Origin of the sequence: Pseudoalteromonas sp. CR1, assembly GCF_019392235.1 — a bacterium.
In the GTDB taxonomy this organism is placed as follows: Bacteria; Pseudomonadota; Gammaproteobacteria; order Enterobacterales; family Alteromonadaceae; genus Pseudoalteromonas.
The window spans coordinates 23,218-41,311 of the sequence record NZ_JAHXRM010000001.1 but is presented as its reverse complement, the minus strand read 5'-3'; the positions used below and the strand labels follow the sequence as shown (position 1 = coordinate 41,311).

Annotated in this window: 23 protein-coding genes; 7 read left to right on the top strand and 16 right to left on the bottom strand. The window is 40.2% G+C overall.

The window, feature by feature from the left end:
• Positions 1-7 precede the first annotated feature (7 nt).
• Genes KZZ04_RS00250 through dolP form a run of 4 tightly spaced genes read left to right on the top strand, consistent with a single transcriptional unit; the run spans position 8 to position 3,462 of the window.
• Complete coding sequence (locus KZZ04_RS00250) at positions 8-1,885, top strand: penicillin-binding protein activator (RefSeq protein ID WP_219421344.1); 1,878 nt, start codon at positions 8-10, stop codon at positions 1,883-1,885.
• Positions 1,886-1,909: 24 nt separating this feature from the next.
• Positions 1,910-2,281 (top strand): YraN family protein, encoded by a 372-nt coding sequence (locus KZZ04_RS00245; RefSeq protein WP_219421343.1) that lies wholly within the window; start codon positions 1,910-1,912, stop codon positions 2,279-2,281.
• A gap of 25 nt (positions 2,282-2,306) precedes the next feature.
• Positions 2,307-2,900 carry an SIS domain-containing protein gene (locus tag KZZ04_RS00240; protein ID WP_058550706.1) on the top strand — a complete coding sequence of 198 codons (594 nt, stop codon included), beginning with the start codon at positions 2,307-2,309 and terminating at the stop codon, positions 2,898-2,900.
• Complete coding sequence (gene dolP / locus KZZ04_RS00235) at positions 2,893-3,462, top strand: division/outer membrane stress-associated lipid-binding lipoprotein (RefSeq protein ID WP_219421342.1); 570 nt, start codon at positions 2,893-2,895, stop codon at positions 3,460-3,462. The genes KZZ04_RS00240 and dolP overlap by 8 nt, the downstream gene beginning before the upstream one ends.
• 61 nt (positions 3,463-3,523) lie before the next feature.
• On the opposite strand, the gene KZZ04_RS00230 is transcribed toward dolP, so the two are convergent.
• From KZZ04_RS00230 to zapE, 8 genes are all read right to left on the bottom strand, one after another.
• Complete coding sequence (locus KZZ04_RS00230) at positions 3,524-3,958, bottom strand: ClpXP protease specificity-enhancing factor (RefSeq protein ID WP_219421341.1); 435 nt, start codon at positions 3,956-3,958, stop codon at positions 3,524-3,526.
• Positions 3,958-4,584, bottom strand: a complete 627-nt coding sequence (sspA, locus tag KZZ04_RS00225) for a stringent starvation protein SspA (protein WP_006792120.1) — start codon at positions 4,582-4,584, stop codon at positions 3,958-3,960. The genes KZZ04_RS00230 and sspA overlap by 1 nt, the downstream gene beginning before the upstream one ends.
• Positions 4,585-4,663: 79 nt before the next feature.
• Positions 4,664-5,407, bottom strand: a complete 744-nt coding sequence (locus KZZ04_RS00220; RefSeq protein ID WP_219421340.1) for a cytochrome c1 — start codon at positions 5,405-5,407, stop codon at positions 4,664-4,666.
• On the bottom strand, positions 5,404-6,669 hold the full coding sequence (locus KZZ04_RS00215; RefSeq protein WP_006792118.1) for a cytochrome b N-terminal domain-containing protein: 1,266 nt from the start codon (positions 6,667-6,669) through the stop codon (positions 5,404-5,406). The genes KZZ04_RS00220 and KZZ04_RS00215 overlap by 4 nt, the downstream gene beginning before the upstream one ends.
• Positions 6,669-7,259, bottom strand: a complete 591-nt coding sequence (gene petA / locus KZZ04_RS00210; protein ID WP_006792117.1) for a ubiquinol-cytochrome c reductase iron-sulfur subunit — start codon at positions 7,257-7,259, stop codon at positions 6,669-6,671. Before petA ends, KZZ04_RS00215 begins: the two co-directional genes overlap by 1 nt.
• 580 nt (positions 7,260-7,839) lie before the next feature.
• Positions 7,840-8,232, bottom strand: a complete 393-nt coding sequence (gene rpsI, locus KZZ04_RS00205) for a 30S ribosomal protein S9 (protein ID WP_086007041.1) — start codon at positions 8,230-8,232, stop codon at positions 7,840-7,842.
• An 8-nt stretch (positions 8,233-8,240) separates the two neighbouring features.
• Positions 8,241-8,669, bottom strand: coding sequence for a 50S ribosomal protein L13 (gene rplM, locus KZZ04_RS00200; protein ID WP_002957960.1), 429 nt, complete (start codon positions 8,667-8,669; stop codon positions 8,241-8,243).
• Positions 8,670-8,939: 270 nt separating this feature from the next.
• Positions 8,940-10,028 (bottom strand): cell division protein ZapE, encoded by a 1,089-nt coding sequence (gene zapE / locus KZZ04_RS00195; RefSeq protein WP_219421339.1) that lies wholly within the window; start codon positions 10,026-10,028, stop codon positions 8,940-8,942.
• Between the two features lie 133 nt (positions 10,029-10,161).
• Here zapE and KZZ04_RS00190 point away from each other — a divergent pair, with 133 nt between their 5' ends.
• Positions 10,162-10,605 carry a YhcB family protein gene (locus KZZ04_RS00190; protein ID WP_219421338.1) on the top strand — a complete coding sequence of 148 codons (444 nt, stop codon included), beginning with the start codon at positions 10,162-10,164 and terminating at the stop codon, positions 10,603-10,605.
• A gap of 131 nt (positions 10,606-10,736) precedes the next feature.
• On the top strand, positions 10,737-12,089 hold the full coding sequence (locus KZZ04_RS00185; protein ID WP_219421337.1) for a DegQ family serine endoprotease: 1,353 nt from the start codon (positions 10,737-10,739) through the stop codon (positions 12,087-12,089).
• On the opposite strand, the gene KZZ04_RS21105 is transcribed toward KZZ04_RS00185, so the two are convergent.
• Complete coding sequence (locus KZZ04_RS21105) at positions 12,073-12,402, bottom strand: hypothetical protein (protein ID WP_257903527.1); 330 nt, start codon at positions 12,400-12,402, stop codon at positions 12,073-12,075. The genes KZZ04_RS00185 and KZZ04_RS21105 overlap by 17 nt on opposite strands.
• Between KZZ04_RS21105 and KZZ04_RS00180 the strand changes: the two genes are divergently transcribed.
• Positions 12,317-13,273 carry a trypsin-like peptidase domain-containing protein gene (locus KZZ04_RS00180; protein WP_257903510.1) on the top strand — a complete coding sequence of 319 codons (957 nt, stop codon included), beginning with the start codon at positions 12,317-12,319 and terminating at the stop codon, positions 13,271-13,273. The genes KZZ04_RS21105 and KZZ04_RS00180 overlap by 86 nt on opposite strands.
• Before the next feature lie 43 nt (positions 13,274-13,316).
• On the opposite strand, the gene murA is transcribed toward KZZ04_RS00180, so the two are convergent.
• From murA to KZZ04_RS00145, 7 genes are read right to left on the bottom strand one after another with little or no spacing between them, the layout of a single operon-like run.
• Positions 13,317-14,576 (bottom strand): UDP-N-acetylglucosamine 1-carboxyvinyltransferase, encoded by a 1,260-nt coding sequence (murA, locus tag KZZ04_RS00175; protein WP_219421336.1) that lies wholly within the window; start codon positions 14,574-14,576, stop codon positions 13,317-13,319.
• A 13-nt stretch (positions 14,577-14,589) separates the two neighbouring features.
• Positions 14,590-14,847, bottom strand: coding sequence for a BolA family protein (locus tag KZZ04_RS00170; RefSeq protein WP_006792109.1), 258 nt, complete (start codon positions 14,845-14,847; stop codon positions 14,590-14,592).
• A gap of 5 nt (positions 14,848-14,852) precedes the next feature.
• The gene (locus tag KZZ04_RS00165) at positions 14,853-15,146 is read right to left on the bottom strand and encodes a lipid asymmetry maintenance protein MlaB (protein ID WP_058403244.1); all 294 of its coding nucleotides are present in this window, start codon (positions 15,144-15,146) and stop codon (positions 14,853-14,855) included.
• Positions 15,139-15,819 (bottom strand): phospholipid-binding protein MlaC, encoded by a 681-nt coding sequence (locus KZZ04_RS00160; protein ID WP_219421335.1) that lies wholly within the window; start codon positions 15,817-15,819, stop codon positions 15,139-15,141. Before KZZ04_RS00160 ends, KZZ04_RS00165 begins: the two co-directional genes overlap by 8 nt.
• Before the next feature lie 5 nt (positions 15,820-15,824).
• Positions 15,825-16,373 (bottom strand): outer membrane lipid asymmetry maintenance protein MlaD, encoded by a 549-nt coding sequence (gene mlaD, locus KZZ04_RS00155; protein ID WP_006792106.1) that lies wholly within the window; start codon positions 16,371-16,373, stop codon positions 15,825-15,827.
• Between the two features lie 14 nt (positions 16,374-16,387).
• On the bottom strand, positions 16,388-17,167 hold the full coding sequence (gene mlaE / locus KZZ04_RS00150) for a lipid asymmetry maintenance ABC transporter permease subunit MlaE (protein WP_006792105.1): 780 nt from the start codon (positions 17,165-17,167) through the stop codon (positions 16,388-16,390).
• The gene (locus tag KZZ04_RS00145; RefSeq protein WP_074210176.1) at positions 17,167-17,982 is read right to left on the bottom strand and encodes an ATP-binding cassette domain-containing protein; all 816 of its coding nucleotides are present in this window, start codon (positions 17,980-17,982) and stop codon (positions 17,167-17,169) included. Before KZZ04_RS00145 ends, mlaE begins: the two co-directional genes overlap by 1 nt.
• Positions 17,983-18,094 lie beyond the last annotated feature (112 nt).

The window sequence follows — 18,094 nt, the reverse complement described above, 5'->3', positions numbered from 1 at the left end:
AATCATTGTGCGACTTAAACTAGTTGGTCTATTAATTATATTGTCAGGGTTATCGGCGTGTAGCACAACCGAAAAACCAATTAAAAAAAGCGATAACTTCAGCAGCAGTGCTAATGCGCTAAAAAATCAAGCAACCAGTGCGCAATCTATCTATCAATTAGCCGTAAATCGTCAAGGTGCTGACAAAATACAATTATTGTATAGCGCACGTGATGCCGCTATTTCTGAAAAAAACTGGCCATTATTAGAGCAAATTGGTAGCGACCTTGAGCTAACAGCAAGTGTCGATCAAACTCAAAATCGTCTTTATATTGCATACGCGCAAAAACAACAAAATAAAAATGACCAGGCTTTAATTATTTTACAATCGTTAGATGGGCAACTAACACAGCCTGAGCACTTTGCATGGCATCAGTTTTTAACAGCTAGCATTTACGCCTCACAAAATTTTCCAAAAAAAGCAGCTCCCTACTTTTTTAGAGCATCTGAAACATCTGCAAAAAGTAAAATTGACATCCCGCAACTCGAGCAACAGTTATGGGATAACCTAAAACAGTTGTCTTCCTATGCATTGGAGCGTTTTAACCGCGGCTCTGTTATTCAACAAGGCTGGGTCAACCTTGCTCTATATCACCAAGTATATGCAGGTAGCGGTGTAGAACTTGACCAAGCAATTAATAACTGGCGACGTCGTTACGTAGGGCACCCTGCTGGTACTGTTTTACCTAAACAAGACGGAGGTCTTGTTGAGTTAGCACCTTTGAATATTGATCGTCTAGTTCTTTTATTTCCTCAGTCTGGCCCAAACGAAAGACTAGGAAATGCATTAAAAGCTGGTGCTCTGGCGGCCTTAGACAAACAAAACATTAATGAAGCTATTTTTATTGATGAGAATTTAAGTACTGCAGAAATTGCTGCAAAGCTTGATCAAATAAATCCTGATTTTGTAGTTGGCCCACTACTTAAAGCAAATATAGATAAGCTAACAGCTGCTGAAACACTGATTAACATTCCAACACTACATTTGAATACATTCGACGGAAACACTATTTCGCTTCAACATTATTATTTTGCGTTAAATCCTGAGCATGAGGTAGAACAAGCATTAGAGCATTTTCTGGCTATGGGATACCAAAAACCTATGTTACTTGCCCCAGAAAACAATAATGGCCAGCGTTTAGTTGATTTTTTTAATCAGCAATGGCAACGCTATAGCGAGACTAAACCTCAAATTGGTTTTTATGAAAACAACCAAGACATGCCTAAAACCATTACTAACTTATTAGAAGTGGACAAATCTAAAGAGCGTATAAAAACAATCAAAGCATTATTTAAGCAAGAAGTTGAGAGTGAAACACGCTCACGCAGTGATATTGATGTCATTTATATTTTAGGTGATGCTACAGAGACCCGTTTAATTAAGCCTTATCTTGACGTTAACATTAGTACGTTTGCACAACGGATCCCGCTTTATGCCAGTTCTAAAAGTCATAGTAAACAGATAGATTCGACCGATAAAGGCGACCTAGATGGACTCTACTTTACAGAGTTACCTTGGATGCTTAACTCGCAAATAAAACAACATAATTTACGTGAGCAGTACAATACCCTTTGGCCTGAGCAAGCCGACATAAGCCAACGCTTATTCGCTATGGCATACGATGCAGTACTAGTTATTAATGATATTAGGCAATTGAGCTTAATGCCTGGTAATCAATTTAGTGGTTTGAGCGGTAAGTTATCAGTTAATAGTAATGGCCACATACAACGAGTGCTTGATTGGGCGCAATATACTAATCGCCAAATTAAGCCCGTTCAGCTTAAAACACAGCGCCCTGTGCCCTTGTTTATGCAGTCAGCCAGTGGTGTGCAAACTTTAAATTAGACTTTATTAAGTTAAGGGGGCGACATGTCGTGGTTTAAAGAGCTGTGGCAAAATAGTCGTGAAAAAGGTCAGTACTACGAGCTACAAGCGCAAAAATACTTAGTGTCGCAAGGGTTAAAGCCTATAGAGCGTAATTATTACTGCCCCTTTGGTGAGCTCGATATTATTATGAAAGAGGGAAACACCCTCGTATTTGTAGAAGTAAAGTTTCGCAAAAATAACGCTCGAGGCGGTGCTAATTATGCGCTCAGTGCAAAAAAGCAAGAACGGCTTAAACGCAGTATTTATCATTACTTAGCGGCTAAAAACTTAACAAATCAGGCATTAAGAATTGACTATGTAGCCATAACTGGAGAATCATCTCCTACATATAATTGGCTTAAAAACGTATTTTAAAATACTAAAAATAAATTGGTAGGCTATGCAAGACACAATAAAAGAAATTTTTACAGAAAGTATTCAAGTTCAAATAGCTGCTGGAGAAGTCCTACCCAGTGCACTTGAATCGGCCGCATTTACAATTGCACAAAGCCTAATTAATGGTAATAAGTTAATTTGTTGCGGAACAGCTAACTGTCATATGCTTGCGCAACACATGGCGGGGATATTGGTTAATCACTATGAAACAGAGCGTCCTTGCTTACCTGCTATTGCTTTATCACAAGAAAATATAAATCTTGGGCAAAACAATCACAGTGATGATCACGACACATTTGCTCGCCAAATCCGTGCTTTTGCTCAGCAAGGTGACTTACTATTGGTATTAGCAATTAATGGCAATGAAAAACAAGTCATTTCAGCCGTTGAAGCTGCACTCACACGCGATATGAAGGTCATTGTTATGGTGGGTGACGACGGGGGTGAATTAGTGGGTTTACTTGGCCCTAATGATGTTGAAATAAGAACACCGTCTAAACGCCCTAGCCGAATTATAGAGTCGCATTTAACTAACTTACACTGTTTAAGTGAACTCATAGATTTAACGCTTTTCCCTCAGGATGAAAATTATGTTTAAACGCTCTCTCATCGTATTAGGCACCGTTGTTTTATTACAAGGCTGCGCCGCAGCTGTTGTAGCCGGTACAGCCAGTGCAGTAACCGCTGCAAATGACCGTCGCACCATTGGCTCACAAATTGATGATAACAATATAGAAATTAAAGCCAGTATTGCTATTAGTGAAGTTGAACGCCTAGAAAAATCAGCTCGAGTTAACGCCATAAGTGTTAATGGTATTGTTCTACTTGTTGGTCAAGTTGCTAATCAGGAAATGAAAAACGAAGCACAAATAACCGTAGAGTCAATTGCTGGCATTCGTAAAATTCATAACCAACTTCGTATTGGTTCAAATATTGGTATAACCACTCAAACACACGACTCATGGCTTACCTCCAAGGTAAAAGCGCAGTTACTAGCAACTAAAGATATTAGCAGCAATAACATTAAAGTGGTTACAGAAAACGCTGAGGTGTATTTAATGGGCTTGGTGTCTCAAGATGAAGCTAATCGCGCAGTTAATATTGCACGTAATGTGTCGGGCGTTGAGCGCGTTGTAAAGGTATTTGAATATATTAATTAAAAGTCACTAAATTACAGCAATAAAAAAACCGCTTTTAAGCGGTTTTTTTGTAATCTACATATTATTTTATAACACGTAAATGCGAGCCTTTTTTCTTTTCAGGTTTTTCTGGTGGTGTTTCATCTATATACTCTGATGAATCAACACTTTTTAGACCTTCATCAAACTCGTCTTCGTCCTCTACAAACTCGTCTGCAGTAAAGACTGTACCTTCGCCGTTTTCGCGAGCGTAAATTGCAAGCACAGCACCTAAAGGTACATAAACTTGCATTGGCTGACCGCCAAAACGCGCGTTAAAACTAAGTTGAGTTAAGTCTAACGAAAACTGTGTAACTGCAGATGGGCTAATGTTCAGCACAATTTGTCCATCTTGCACAAACTGTGTAGGCACTTGCACATTTGCAAAACCAGCGTCCACCACAATATGCGGCGTACAATCGTTATCGACTATCCAATCAAAAAAAGCACGTAATAAATAAGGACGATTAGGCGTCATTATAAACGGATCTCACGCTCAGCTTCAGTTAACGAAGCTTGGAATGATTCACGTTCAAATAAACGGATCATGTACTCTTTCATCTCTTTAGAACCAGCACCATTAAGCTCAATACCAAACTCAGGTAAACGCCATAGTAGTGGGGCTAAGTAACAATCTACTAAGCTAAACTCTTCACTCATAAAGTAAGGCGCTTCGCTAAAAATAGGAGCTACCGCAAGTAATGCCTCAGTTAACTCTTTACGAGCTTGTGCTGCATCTGATGTGTTATTGCTGATTTTAGCAGCAAGGCTGTACCAATCAGTGTCAATACGGTGCATCATTAAACGGCTACGGCCACGCATTACCGGATATACAGGCATTAGTGGAGGGTGAGGAAAACGTTCATCAAGGTATTCCATGATGATATTTGCCTGATATAAACCAAGCTCACGGTCAATCAGTGTTGGCACTGTACCGTAAGGGTTAATTTCGTGAAGTGCTTCTGGCAGATTGTCCTTTTCAGCCAAATGAATATCTACACTTACACCTTTTTCTGCAAGTACTATGCGTACTTGGTGGCTATACATACAGTTAGCCCCAGAGAAAAGGGTCATTACAGGGCGCTTATTGGCAGCTACGGCCATGCCTACCTCCATTAAATAACTAAAACAGCAATAGGGGCTTAAGCCCCTATTGCAAAATTACCTTTAAATATGTTCAAAATTAATGAACATCTCTCCAGTATTCTTTCTTAAGCATAAATGCCAAGATAAATAGGATAATTAAAAATCCGATTACCTTAATACCTAGCGCTTCCGATTCAAGTCGAGTCGGCTCACCGACGTACTCTAGGAAGTTCGTTAAATCACGAACTGCTTGGTCATACTCATCTACGCTCATTTCACCTGAACCATCTGTTTCAGTACCTGTGATATGTACAGTTGTTACACCGTCAACAGTTACTTCTTCAGTAATAGGAGTAGGAACACCCTGAAGTTCTTGTAGAACATGTGGCATACCTACTGATGGGAATAACGTATTATTTACACCAAACGGGCGAGACTCATCTTTATAAAATGATTTCAAGTACGTGTAAATCCAATCACTTCCGCGTACACGTGCAACATTGGTTAAATCCGGCGGAGCCGCACCAAACCATTTCGCTGCATCATCTTTAGCCATTGAGTTCTTGATATGGCTACCAACTTTTGAACCATCAAAAATAAGTTGCTCTTGGCCAACTTCCGTTGGAATACCAATATCACGGAAAGTACGTTCATAACGTTGGTACTGCATTTGGTGACAACCAAGACAGTAGTTCATGAACAACTTAGCACCGCGCTGCAAAGATGGCTGATCAGATATATCGTTACCCGCTTCCATTAAAGGAACCGACGGACCTGCTGCCATTGCAGGTAACATATTTACTGATAAAGCGAATAAACCAATAATTAGTTTTTTCATCATTTCGTTAACCTCTCAGGCAATGGCTTAGTTTTTTCATTCTTACTGTAAACAAATAACAGCACGAAGAACATAAAGTAAGTCACAGTACAAACTTGCGAGACAATCGTTTTAAAGTCAGTTTGCGGTGTAGCACCAACCCAACCTAAAAGAACAAAAGTAACAACAAAGCCTGCAATGTTCCATTTGTGGAAACCACAACGGTAACGAACAGAGCGAACTGAACCACGGTCAATCCAAGGTAATAACGCAAGTACTACAATTGACGCCCCCATTGCTGCAACACCCATTAGTTTATCTGGGATTGCACGCAAGATTGCGTAAAATGGCGTAAAGTACCAAACAGGGAATATATGTTCCGGTGTTTTAAGTGGGTTTGCCGCTTCAAAGTTTGGCGCTTCTAAGAAGAAACCACCCATAGCAGGCATAAAGAACACAACCCAACAAAACAGGATTAAGAAACCAACCACGCCCACAATATCTTTTACTGTGTAATAAGGGTGGAACGGAATCGCATCAATAATGTCTTTTTTATCAGTGTAATATTCATGGAACTTAAATTTAGGCTTATCTTCTTCAGGAACCGTGCCTTTTTTACGTTTGTTATCAATACCGTCTGGGTTATTAGAACCCACTTCATGTAGTGCAACAATGTGTAAGAACACTAGAATTACAATAACTAATGGTAGTGCAATAACGTGTAATGCAAAGAAGCGGTTAAGCGTTGCACCTGAAATTACGTAGTCACCACGGATCCAAAGTGTAAGGTCATCACCAATAACAGGGATTGCACCAAACAATGAAATAATTACCTGCGCACCCCAAAATGACATTTGACCCCATGGTAGTAAATACCCCATGAATGCCTCAGCCATCAGTGCTAAGAAAATAAACATACCAAACAACCACAGTAGCTCACGTGGCTTTTGATAAGAACCGTAGATCATGCCACGGAACATATGCAGATAAACAACAATGAAAAACGCAGACGCACCGGTTGAATGCAGATAGCGCAGTAACCAACCATAATCTACATCACGCATGATATATTCTATTGATGCAAATGCACCTTCAGCAGACGGTACGTAGTTCATTGTTAGCCAAATACCGGTCAGTATTTGGTTCACTAGTACTAACATTGCCAATGAGCCAAAGAAGTACCAAAAATTAAAGTTTTTAGGTGCTGGATACTGTGCAATATGCATGTTCCAAACACGTGTCATTGGGATTCTGTCGTCAATCCAACCAATAATCTTACCAAACATTAGGCCACCCCTTGTTCTTCGCCCACTAAAATAGTAGTTTCATCAAGAAAAGTATATGGTGGAATTTCTAAGTTTAATGGTGCTGGAACCGATTGAAAAACACGGCCAGCCATATCAAATTTAGAACCGTGACATGGACAATAAAAACCATCATCAGTCCCTTCCACTTTTTCACCAAAGCCACCTTGTAAAAAGCTAGGTGAACATCCTAAATGCGTACAAATACCTACAGCGACAAAAATCTCTGGACGTAATGAACGGTAATCATTTGTTGATGATTCTAATTGTTGTGGCTCTTGCGATTGCGGATCACGAAGTTGACCTTCATGTTCTTTCATTTGCTCAAGCATTTTTGGGGTTCGTGATACAACCCATACAGGTTTACCACGCCACTCGACACGTATTAATTGTCCAGGTTCAAGTTTGCTGATATCTACTTCTACAGGCGCACCCGCAGATTTAGCTCGCTCACTTGGATTCCAAGACGCAATAAAAGGAACAGCAGCCCCAGCCGCACCAACACCACCAACAACAGAGGTAGCTATGGTTAAAAAGCGACGTCGGCCATTGTCTACAGGCGCATTGCTCATCCACTTATCTCCACTTACGATTCTCAACACTTGCTATATTGAGAACATCAGTTACAGCAGGTTAATTATTCGAAATTTTTAAAATAGAAATGATCATAATTAAAACCCTTGTTTAAAACAAGGTTATTAGCAACTCGGGTCTTGAAAAATATTAATTTCACCAATGGTTTGATTAAGCTAGTTCGAGCACGAGCTGGAAAAGTAATAATATCACTTCTGTAAAAACGATGTAGTGACCAAGATCAACTCCACTAAGCGGAAGTTTTAAGACTACACATAGTGTTATAAAACTTGATCGTTTTACTTCCACGCCAATTGTAGCAAAAAATTCCATCAATTAACTGATGGATTTAAACTAATTACGATAATTATTTAACTTTTTTGCAGCGATCTGACTATTTACTTCCTTTCGTACAATTAATACGCCTTTATTGCACAGTGTGATCATCATAAACGGTAATTTGCAATGTACAGCTTAGACTAATAATTTATCAAAATGGAAAGGAATCTGAAGAAATTTTACGCCAATAACAAAAAACCCAGCATAAGCTGGGTTTTTGAATTCTTGATAACGTATAGATTAACGTTTTGAGAACTGTGGACGCTTACGCGCTTTCTTAAGACCCACTTTCTTACGTTCAACTTTACGTGCATCACGAGTAACGAAACCTGCTTTACGAAGTTGTGGACGTAGTGACTCGTCAAACTCCATAAGTGCACGAGTGATACCGTGACGGATAGCACCAGCTTGACCAGTTGTACCACCACCAGAAACAGTGATGAAAAGGTCAAATTTTTCAGTCATATCAACAAGCTCAAGAGCTTGATGAACAACCATGCGTGCTGTTTCGCGACCAAAGTACTCTTCTAAAGAGCGCTTGTTGATTACGATGTTACCAGTGCCTGGGCGTAAGAATACGCGAGCACTTGAACTTTTACGACGACCTGTACCGTAGTATTGATTTGCCATGATAGTGCTCCTTAAATGTCTAGAACCTGAGGCTGTTGTGCAGCATGGTTATGCTCAGTACCTGCGTAAACTTTAAGTTTACGGTACATTGCGCGGCCTAAAGGACCACGTGGCAACATGCCTTTAACTGCTTTCTCGATGATCATTTCAGGCTTTGCAGCTTGAAGTTTATCAAAAGTAGTAGACTTAAGGCCACCTGGAAAACCAGAGTGAGCGTAGTACACTTTATCTTTGAATTTGTTACCAGTTACAGTAACTTTCTCAGCGTTGATAACGATGATGTAATCACCAGTATCTACGTGTGGAGTGTATTCAGCTTTATGCTTACCGCGTAGGCGATGAGCGATTTCAGTAGCGATGCGACCTAAAGTTTTACCTTCAGCGTCAACTACGTACCAGTCACGTTTTACTGTTTCTGGTTTAGCAACAAACGTTTTCATTTATAAAAATCCAATGTTTTTCAATTAAAACCACAAGTAGTTAATATTAACTACTGCTCTAAGTTTGCTATAACCCCTTCGAGTTTTAGACTTTTGCGCCGCTCATTAGTGGCTAAACTATATGAAGGCATAGAACGCAACGTGGCAGACGCGGGAGTATACCAGCACTTAAATCACATTGCTACCGATCGGTTGTTTTTCCCACAAGAAAATTATCGCTATTTACAAATAAGTGTTAAGAAAGTAAAACGACCGGCATTCTAATGTTTATTAAGCTAAATGTTCTCTCGCTAAATACTCTAACGACTGCATTTCTTGTAAACGGCTTATGCAGCGTTTAAATTCAAAATTTAAGTTGCCTTGCGTGTAAAGTTCGGTAATTGGTTTTTCGGCTGAAATAATTAACGTCACGTGGCGTTCGTAAAATTCATCGACTAAGGCAATAAAACGCCTTGCTGCATCATCATTGTTCTGACCAAGCTGTTTTACATTAGAAATAATGACCGTGTTATATAAACGACTAATTTCCATGTAATCGACTTGGCTTCGAGCGGTCTCACACAATTCACTAAATTCAAATATCACAACATTTTGGGCTACTTTGCGTGTTTTTATTAAGCGCCCTTCTATTTCTATAGGTTTATCAAGCTGGCCCGGTTCAGCTGACAACTTATCAAAATATTCAAACAGGTTTTTATCCGCTTGCTCATCAAGTGGGCTGTGAAAAATTTCAGCTTGTTCTAACGTTCTCAATCGATAATCAATACCCGAGTCAACATTCACTACTTCAGTATTGAGTTTTACCAGCTCAATGGCAGGCATAAAACGAGCACGTTGTAGGCCGTTTCGATATAAATCGTCAGGCACTATATTAGAGGTAGCGACTAAAACAATTCCGCGTGCAAACAATGCTTCCATTAAACCACCAAGCAACATGGCATCCGTTATGTCTTGAACAAAAAACTCATCAAAACAAATGATGTCTGTTTCTGATTTAAATATGTCTGCAACTTTTTCCAGTGGATTAGCCGTGTTATTAAGTTTTTTTAATTCGTCATGCACACGGTGCATAAAACGATGAAAATGCACGCGCATTTTTCGTTCACTTGGCAATGCTTCGTAGAAAGTATCAACTAAATACGTTTTCCCACGTCCAACTCCGCCCCAAAAATAAAGCCCTTTTATAGGTTCGGGTTCATTATTACTAAATAAACTAGCGAAAAAACCTGTTGATTTTGGTTTTGCTTGTGTGAGGTCGTCGTATAAACGTTGCAAGTGGCGCACAGCATTTTCTTGTGCTGCGTCGTGTACAAAGTCATCTCGTTTTAAATCTTGTTGATATGTTTGCCAAGGAGTCATATGTATTTTCTGTCAAAACGCAGTTTAATTTGTAAAGCATATTAACACGCATCATAACTCGGGGTATATTACACTTAATATGATTTATAAATGAATCAGCATTCTTTCGTTATTTTCCCAAAGGGGTAGTTTTATGGGCACAGTGATATGGTTAGGTTTAATTGTTATTGTAGCGGTTATAGCATTTTTTATTGGTGCATTTGTTACTAAAAAACAGTTCAAACAAGATGAATTAAAAGAGCAAGCGGAACAAGCGCAAAATGCACTTGAGCAATATCGCCAAGACGTAGCTGACCATTTAGCCAGTACCAGCAAGCTTGTAAATAAAATGAAAGATAACTACAACCAGCTTCTTAGCCACGTTGAAGAAACAAATCAATTACTTTTAGAAGATAGAAATAAAGAACCTGCAGCTCCATACTTCTCAAAAGAAACAACAGAGCAATTACAAGCATCTTTAAAAGAACGCCGTTCTGATCGCTCTTCAGCAGAGGCGCAACCTGCAGACTTTGTGTCGGGTGAGTCTGGTTTATTTGCTGGTGAAAATAAAGTACAGGAACGCTCTAAAGCATCTTGATGAACTTTTTTTTGACCCCATAGTCTTTAGATATAACAGCTTTGTTGTTTTATCTTACTAACAAATTAAAAAAGGCTGCTTATGCAGCCTTTTTTAATTTTTGTTTTTCCTAAGTGGAGTAAACCCTGACTATGAAAATGAAATTATCACTTATCAGTGCTGCTATTTTATCTACAAGCTTATTAATGAGCCCGGTAGCGTCTTATGCAAAGTTACCAATAGCAGTTAACGGGCAACAACTACCTACTCTTGCACCTATGCTTGAGCAAATCTCCCCGGGTGTTGTGAGTATTCAGGTATCAGGCTCTAAAGAAGTTCGCCGCCGCGCAGACCCGCTTGAGTTCTTTTTTGGCCAGCAACAACCTCGCAGCCAAAAGCGCCAATTTAGTGGTTTAGGTTCAGGTGTGATTATCGATGCGGATGAAGGTTATGTGGTTACTAATAATCACGTGATCCAAGATGCAGAAAAAATGATCGTTACTCTCGAAGATGGCCGTGAATTTGAAGCCACTAAAATTGGTACAGATAAAGAGTCTGACATTGCACTACTGCAAATAGAGGCTGATGACCTGACAGAAATCAAACTCGCTAACTCAGACCAATTACGAGTCGGTGACTTTGCGGTTGCTATCGGCAACCCGTTTGGCTTAAGCCACACTGTAACCTCAGGTATTGTCAGTGCGCTTGGACGCAGTGGTTTGAACATTGAAGGTTACGAAGATTTTATTCAAACCGACGCCGCAATTAACCAAGGTAACTCAGGCGGTGCTTTAGTGAATTTAAATGGCGAGCTGATTGGCATTAACACCGCAATCTTAGGTGCATCGGGTGGTAATGTTGGAATTGGTTTTGCTATTCCATCTAATATGATGAAAAACTTGGTTGATCAAATTATTGAGCATGGTGAGGTTCGTCGTGGCTCTTTAGGCATATCCGGTCGCCCACTTGATGCCGGGTTAGCTAAAGCACAACAACTTGATGTAAAACAAGGTGCTTATGTAATGCAGGTAATGGATGATACCGCTGCAAGTAAAGCAGGCATAAAAGCCGGGGATGTAATTGTAAGCATTAATGGTAGCGATATAAGTGGCTTCCATGAACTACGCAGCAAAATTGCCACATTAGGGGAAGGACGAGAAATCAAGCTAAGTATTTACCGTGATGGTAAAATAAAAACGCTTAAAGTCACACTTGATGGCGCATCTGGTATTAAGGCGGTTGGTGAAGAATTACATCCTGCATTTCAAGGCGCTGAGTTAGAGAATGTTCAAAAGAATAATGCTAAGGGCATTGAGATTACCTCTGTCGACCCTCGCTCTCCTTCTGCGCGTGTAGGCCTAGAAGAAGGCGACATGATAGTACAAGTGAACCGCCAACGAGTTGAGACTATTCGCGATATGAATAAAATCATCGAAAACACCAAAGGCAATATTGTATTAGGCGTTAAGCGTGGACGCGAGTCTATATTTATTCTAATTCAGTAATTAATCGCGGTATATGTGTAATAAAAATAACAGTGGCACTTGCCGCTGTTATTTTTTTTGTGCCATCATAAAGGGATTGCTCCTTTAATAATAAGAAACTTGTGCTGAAATTCATTAAATTTGTTCTCCCCCCTCTATTTGCAGGCCTCAGTATTGCTTTTTTGGTGGTGTTTTTCAGCCCAAATATGAGAGCAGCATTGCTGCCTAATGTTCCTATACCCAGTGCAATGAGCGCTAACCATTTAAGCTTTTCTGATGCAGTTAAACGCGCAGCGCCGTCTGTCGTCACTATTTTTTCTGAAAGTATTTCCAAAGAGCCCCGCTATAAAAGAAAAAACACCGTTCAGGAGCTAGGCTCAGGCGTAATTATGTCGCAAGATGGTTACATTCTAACTAATTATCATGTTGTTAATAACGCTGATGTGATTATGGTGATTTTGACTGACGGCCGACGTTTTTTTGATGTTCAGCTTATTGGTTTTGATACAATTACTGATTTAGCACTGCTAAAAATAAATGCAGAACACCTTCCTGTTATCCCTGTAAACGATGACTACACAACAAGTGTGGGTGATGTTGTACTCGCTATTGGCAACCCACTTAATCTAGGGCAAACAATCACACAAGGCATTGTTAGTGCCACAGGTAAACAAAAAATTACCGATAGTCCGTTTAATAACCTACTCCAAATGGATGCCGCAATTAACGTAGGAAACTCCGGTGGCGCACTTGTTAATTCAAATGGTGATTTAGTAGGTATTACTTCGGCGCAATTTAAGACTCGCGAAAACTTAAATATTCAAGGTATATTTTTTGCTGTCCCATACACCCTAGCCAAGGAGGTCATGGCTAAGCTAATTCGCCATGGCCGTGTAGTCCGTGGTTACTTAGGATTTGAAGGCACTGCAGTAGACAGTACAGGCAAAGAAGTAAATGATAACTTAACCCCTGTAAGCGGTATGCGTATTACAAATTTAGATCCATTAGGGCCGGCGTGGCAAGCGGGAATTGAAGAACAAGATATTATAATAAAAATTGCTGGGCTTTCAGTGGCTAATCCGCAAAAGGTACTCGAAAAAATTGGCAATACTGAACCAGGTAAAAAAATAGAATTTGAATTGTATAGAGATGGGAAAATCGAAAAAATAATGGTTACTGTGGCTGAGCTTGAAACCAAACTCTAAATAAAGAAGGGTCGGTGTTTACACCGACCTGCACTTAAACGTATTAGTTTGTTTTACGTTTTATGTTCGCGCCGAGCGCGCTGAGTTTATCCTCAATACGCTGATACCCTCTATCAACATGATAAATACGGTCAACAACGGTTTCACCTTGGGCAACAATACCGGTAAGGATTAAGCTGGCTGATGCACGTAAATCAGTCGCCATAACTTGAGCACCCGACAAACTTTTAGTCTCACCACATATCGCTGTATTACCCTCTAAGCGGATGTTTGCGCCCATGCGCTGTAACTCAGGCACATGCATGAAACGGTTCTCAAAAATGGTTTCTGTTATTGTTGCACTGCCGTTAGCCACTACATTAAGTGCAGTAAACTGAGCTTGCATATCGGTTGGGAACCCTGGGTGTGGCGCAGTTTTAACATTCACCGATTTAAGCTCACGACCACGCATATCTAGATAAATAGAATCGTCTTTTACTTCAAGTAAGGCATTTGTAGCGCGAAGTTTTTCAATAACAGGTTCTAGTGAATGGAAGTCTGTATTTTTACACAATACTTCACCACCAGCCATTGCGGCAGCAACTAAAAAAGTCCCTGTTTCAATACGATCCGGTAAAATTTTATGTTCACAACCCGCTAGGCGCTCTACACCTTCAATCTCAATACGACTTGTTCCAGCACCCGTAATCTTAGCGCCCATTGCAATTAAGCAGTTAGCTAAGTCGGTAATTTCAGGCTCGCGTGCTGCGTTTTCAAGTACTGTTTTACCATCGGCTAATGCTGCTGCCATCAACAAGTTCTCGGTTGCGCCTACACTGACCATCTCCATAAAGATTTCAGCGCCTTTTAAACGACCATCCACTTTTGCATTAATGTAGCCATTTTCAACGCTAATTTGCGCACCTAAACGTTCCATACCTTGAATATGAATATCAACAGGACGTGCACCAATAGCACAGCCGCCAGGCAATGAAACTTGCGCTTCACCAAAGCGAGCAACTAAAGGCCCTAATGCTAATACAGACGCGCGCATCTGTTTCACTAAATCGTATGGAGCCAAGGTTTTATCAACGGTTGCACCGTCAATTATAAGTGTATCACCCTGCCAATTTACATCTGCACCTAATGTTTTTAGTAAAGCTTCGGTAGTAACAATATCGCGTAAGCGCGGCACATTAGTAAATGTACTTTTACCATCGGCCAAAAGTGAGGCAAATAAAATAGGCAGTGCTGCGTTTTTAGCACCTGAGATAGTCACCTCACCAGCAAGTGAAGTGCCACCTTGAATAACAAATTGATCCATTAGGGGGCCCTATTTATTGCGGTAAGATAAATTTTTGTTCGCGTTTCCACTCAGTCGGTGTAAAAGCACGAATAGAAACTGCGTGAATAGTACCGTCTGAAATAGTATTCATTAATGGGCCATATACTAGCTGTTGCTTTTTAACTCGGCTTAAACCGTCGAAGCACTCACCCACGGCAACAACTTCATAATGGCTTCCATTGGCTTTTACATGAACTTCTGCTAATTGAAGTTCTTCGCGTAATAATGTTTCGACTTGGCTAGTTTCCATAACTCTCACTCAAATAGGGTTGTAACTTGACCCAATTGCATTAAATTTTGCAATTGCTCAGGTGGATTTTGCAATTCAAGGCGAATACCTTGTTGCTTTAATTCTGCAAAAGAGTGAATTAACCAAGCTAAGCCGGCTGTGTCAACCCTTGACACCCCACTTAGGTCAAAATAGATGGTTTTATGCTTAGTTTGTAGCTGCTTGTTCAGAAGTTGTTCATCGCCAATTGAATTTCGAGAGAGCTCGCCGCTCACTCGAAACTGTTGCTCGTCAATTTGGCTTATGGCCAATTTAGTCATTCGAGCTGTTACCTCTAAATTGAACTGGAAGCTGACTTTTTTGCTCTAAAAGATCACTTACCTTGTCGATACCTTGTTGACGTAAAATACCTTGCAGTTCACTTTGCTTGGCATCTAACAAGCTTATGCCTTCAGCAATCATGTCGTATGCACGCCACTGCCCACTGCGATCTTCACGAACTTTAAAATCAATGCGGATATCTGGCTTACCATCTTCAATTATTTTTGTTTTTACTACAACTACATCCTGACCTTTAAATGGTTGTGGTGCACCAAATTCAACGTGTTGATTAGTATATTGGGTAAATACACCAGCGTAGGTCGCAACTAAATACTCTCTAAACACGCCAATAAAGCGCTGAATATCTTTAATTGCTTGTGCCTTTTCAGCATCATCAGTAATTGCGCGTACTTTAGATACTTCACTTCCTAGTACACGAAGTGCTGCGTATTTATAATCAATATAGGGCATCAACTCTTCTTCAACGATAACGCGAAGGTACTCTTGATCTTTAACAATCAATTGTTGATCTTTTTTTATACGGTCAAATGTGTATTCCGATACTTTTCGTACCATTTTATTTGGATCGTCTAATTTTACTTCTGCAGCACTCACCGTTTGCACTAGGCTCAATGCGCTAAGTGTTATAATAGTTAAATACTTTTTCAACATAATAATTACTCACTACCTTGATTGAATAGAAACTGCCCAATTAATTCTTCTAATACAATGGCAGACTTAGTATCAATAATTGAATCTCCATTGCCTAGCGCTTTACTTTCTACGCCAAATAAATCATCAATTGCTGTATCTTGTTCATTGTTAGTTACTGTTTCACCTAAACAGCGCTGTTCCGCTGAACTAGAAGCAATAACAGGGTTTATACCTAAGTATTGCTCGCCTAAAATACCCGATGTAAGTATTGATATAGAGCTTGTATCTGAAAAACGACATAGGTATTGCGCATCAATGGTCATATCAACCACAGGTAAAAACTCCTTTGGATGAACATAAATCGACTCAACTCGACCAATTACCACACCACCCACTTTTATAGGGGCACGTGCTTTTAATGAGCCAATATTTTCAAATTTTGCATTAAGTGAATAGGTTTCGCCTGAGCCACTAATACCCGCATTCGCTACTTTAAGCGCTAACATAGCAAAAGCTAAAATGCCAAGCGCTACAAAAAAGCCAACTAAAATTTCTAATTTCCGTGAATTCATTATTTATACCCTAATTAGCTAGTAAACATTACCGCTGTCAAAATAAAGTCGAAACCTAAAACGGCCAATGACGAATGTACAACTGTTTCGGTGGTTGCTTTGCTGATCCCTTCCGATGTTGGAACACAGTCATAGCCTTTGTAAAGTGCAATCCAAGTTACAACTATTGCAAATACAAAACTTTTAATTATGCCGTTTAGCACATCAGCCTGAAACGACACTTGCGATTGCATAATTGACCAAAAACTACCAGTATCTACACCTAACCAATCAACCCCAACTAAATGAGCACCTATAATTGCAACGGCAGAAAATATAATTGCAAGTAAAGGCATGCTAATAAAGCCAGCCCAAAAGCGGGGTGCAATAATACGTTTAAGTGGATCAATTGCCATCATCTCTAACGATGAGAGTTGCTCGGTGGCTTTCATTAAGCCTATTTCTGCGGTAAGTGCACTACCAGCACGCCCCGCAAATAATAGTGCAGTAACTACGGGGCCTAACTCGCGTAATAAACTCAGCGCAACAAGCGGCCCTAAGCTATCTTCAGCGCCATACCCTACTAATACGGTGTAGCCTTGCAATGCGAGTACCATACCGATAAACAAGCCAGAAACCATGATAATTAGTAGTGATTGCGAGCCCACCATATAAAGCTGGCGCACAAGCAGCGGTGTGCCTTTTTTAAAATTAGGAACATGCGCAAGTGCACTAAACAACATATAAGCTGAGCGGCCAAGGGCAGCAAAGCGCCCAAGCGTTTTATGCCCTAACTTTTGAAACAGATCCAACATTAGGCTTTTTCTCCAAGCAGCTCATCTGCATAGGCTTGCGCGGGAAAATGAAATGGAACAGGGCCATCAGACAAACCTTTTAAAAATTGCTGAACTAGCTCAGACTCATGATTGCGCATTTCATCTGGTGTACCTGAGCCTATTACGCCCTGATCGGCAATAATAATAACGTGATCGGCAATACTCATGACTTCAGTCACATCATGGGTCACAATTAAAGACGACAAACCCAATACTTGATTGAGCGATTTAATTAACTTTACAAGCACGCCCATTGAAATAGGATCTTGGCCAGCAAACGGTTCGTCATACATAATAAGCTCTGGATCGAGCGCTATTGCGCGCGCAAGAGCTGCACGCCTTGCCATACCGCCAGATAACTCTGAGGGCATTAAATCTTTAGCACCACGCAAACCCACAGCCTGCAGCTTCATTAGCACAACTAATCGAATAAGGTCTTCACTTAGTTTTGTGTGCTCGCGAATCGGAAAAGCAATATTGTCAAACACAGACATGTCAGTAAACAAAGCACCACTTTGAAATAGCATGCTCATTTTTGTACGCGCTTCATATAATTCTGAGCGCGTCATGGAAGGAATACTGCCACCTTCAAATAAAATATCACCCGAGTCAGGTTTTAATTGACCACCAATTAAACGCAACATCGTAGTTTTACCAATGCCGCTTGGTCCCATAATCGCAGTGATTTTGCCTTTAGGCACACTAAAGCTCATATTTTTATATATGACCCTATCGCCTCTGGAAAAGCTAACATCCTTGACTTCTACTATTGATTGCGACAAGTCGCTCTCCATAAAAATGTTCACTAGTGCCCCTATTTTAAATCTTTTTGATCCAATATGGAAAAAACAATTCGTAAGATTTTGTAATGTACGTGCAAAACACACATTAAGACTCACTTATATT

What these genes read in the sequence shown, in the direction of transcription:
- KZZ04_RS00245 (WP_219421343.1), top strand. Translation starts at nt 1,910, where the DNA reads ATGTCGTGGTTTAAAGAGCTGTGGCAAAATAGTCGTGAAAAAGGTCAG.
- KZZ04_RS00240 (WP_058550706.1), top strand. Translation starts at nt 2,307, where the DNA reads ATGCAAGACACAATAAAAGAAATTTTTACAGAAAGTATTCAAGTTCAA.
- dolP (WP_219421342.1), top strand. Translation starts at nt 2,893, where the DNA reads ATGTTTAAACGCTCTCTCATCGTATTAGGCACCGTTGTTTTATTACAA.
- KZZ04_RS00230 (WP_219421341.1), bottom strand. Translation starts at nt 3,958, where the DNA reads ATGACGCCTAATCGTCCTTATTTATTACGTGCTTTTTTTGATTGGATA.
- sspA (WP_006792120.1), bottom strand. Translation starts at nt 4,584, where the DNA reads ATGGCCGTAGCTGCCAATAAGCGCCCTGTAATGACCCTTTTCTCTGGG.
- KZZ04_RS00220 (WP_219421340.1), bottom strand. Translation starts at nt 5,407, where the DNA reads ATGATGAAAAAACTAATTATTGGTTTATTCGCTTTATCAGTAAATATG.
- KZZ04_RS00215 (WP_006792118.1), bottom strand. Translation starts at nt 6,669, where the DNA reads ATGTTTGGTAAGATTATTGGTTGGATTGACGACAGAATCCCAATGACA.
- petA (WP_006792117.1), bottom strand. Translation starts at nt 7,259, where the DNA reads ATGAGCAATGCGCCTGTAGACAATGGCCGACGTCGCTTTTTAACCATA.
- rplM (WP_002957960.1), bottom strand. Translation starts at nt 8,669, where the DNA reads ATGAAAACGTTTGTTGCTAAACCAGAAACAGTAAAACGTGACTGGTAC.
- zapE (WP_219421339.1), bottom strand. Translation starts at nt 10,028, where the DNA reads ATGACTCCTTGGCAAACATATCAACAAGATTTAAAACGAGATGACTTT.
- KZZ04_RS00190 (WP_219421338.1), top strand. Translation starts at nt 10,162, where the DNA reads ATGGGCACAGTGATATGGTTAGGTTTAATTGTTATTGTAGCGGTTATA.
- KZZ04_RS00185 (WP_219421337.1), top strand. Translation starts at nt 10,737, where the DNA reads ATGAAAATGAAATTATCACTTATCAGTGCTGCTATTTTATCTACAAGC.
- KZZ04_RS00180 (WP_257903510.1), top strand. Translation starts at nt 12,317, where the DNA reads ATGAGCGCTAACCATTTAAGCTTTTCTGATGCAGTTAAACGCGCAGCG.
- murA (WP_219421336.1), bottom strand. Translation starts at nt 14,576, where the DNA reads ATGGATCAATTTGTTATTCAAGGTGGCACTTCACTTGCTGGTGAGGTG.
- KZZ04_RS00170 (WP_006792109.1), bottom strand. Translation starts at nt 14,847, where the DNA reads ATGGAAACTAGCCAAGTCGAAACATTATTACGCGAAGAACTTCAATTA.
- KZZ04_RS00165 (WP_058403244.1), bottom strand. Translation starts at nt 15,146, where the DNA reads ATGACTAAATTGGCCATAAGCCAAATTGACGAGCAACAGTTTCGAGTG.
- KZZ04_RS00160 (WP_219421335.1), bottom strand. Translation starts at nt 15,819, where the DNA reads ATGTTGAAAAAGTATTTAACTATTATAACACTTAGCGCATTGAGCCTA.
- mlaD (WP_006792106.1), bottom strand. Translation starts at nt 16,373, where the DNA reads ATGAATTCACGGAAATTAGAAATTTTAGTTGGCTTTTTTGTAGCGCTT.
- mlaE (WP_006792105.1), bottom strand. Translation starts at nt 17,167, where the DNA reads ATGTTGGATCTGTTTCAAAAGTTAGGGCATAAAACGCTTGGGCGCTTT.
- KZZ04_RS00145 (WP_074210176.1), bottom strand. Translation starts at nt 17,982, where the DNA reads ATGGAGAGCGACTTGTCGCAATCAATAGTAGAAGTCAAGGATGTTAGC.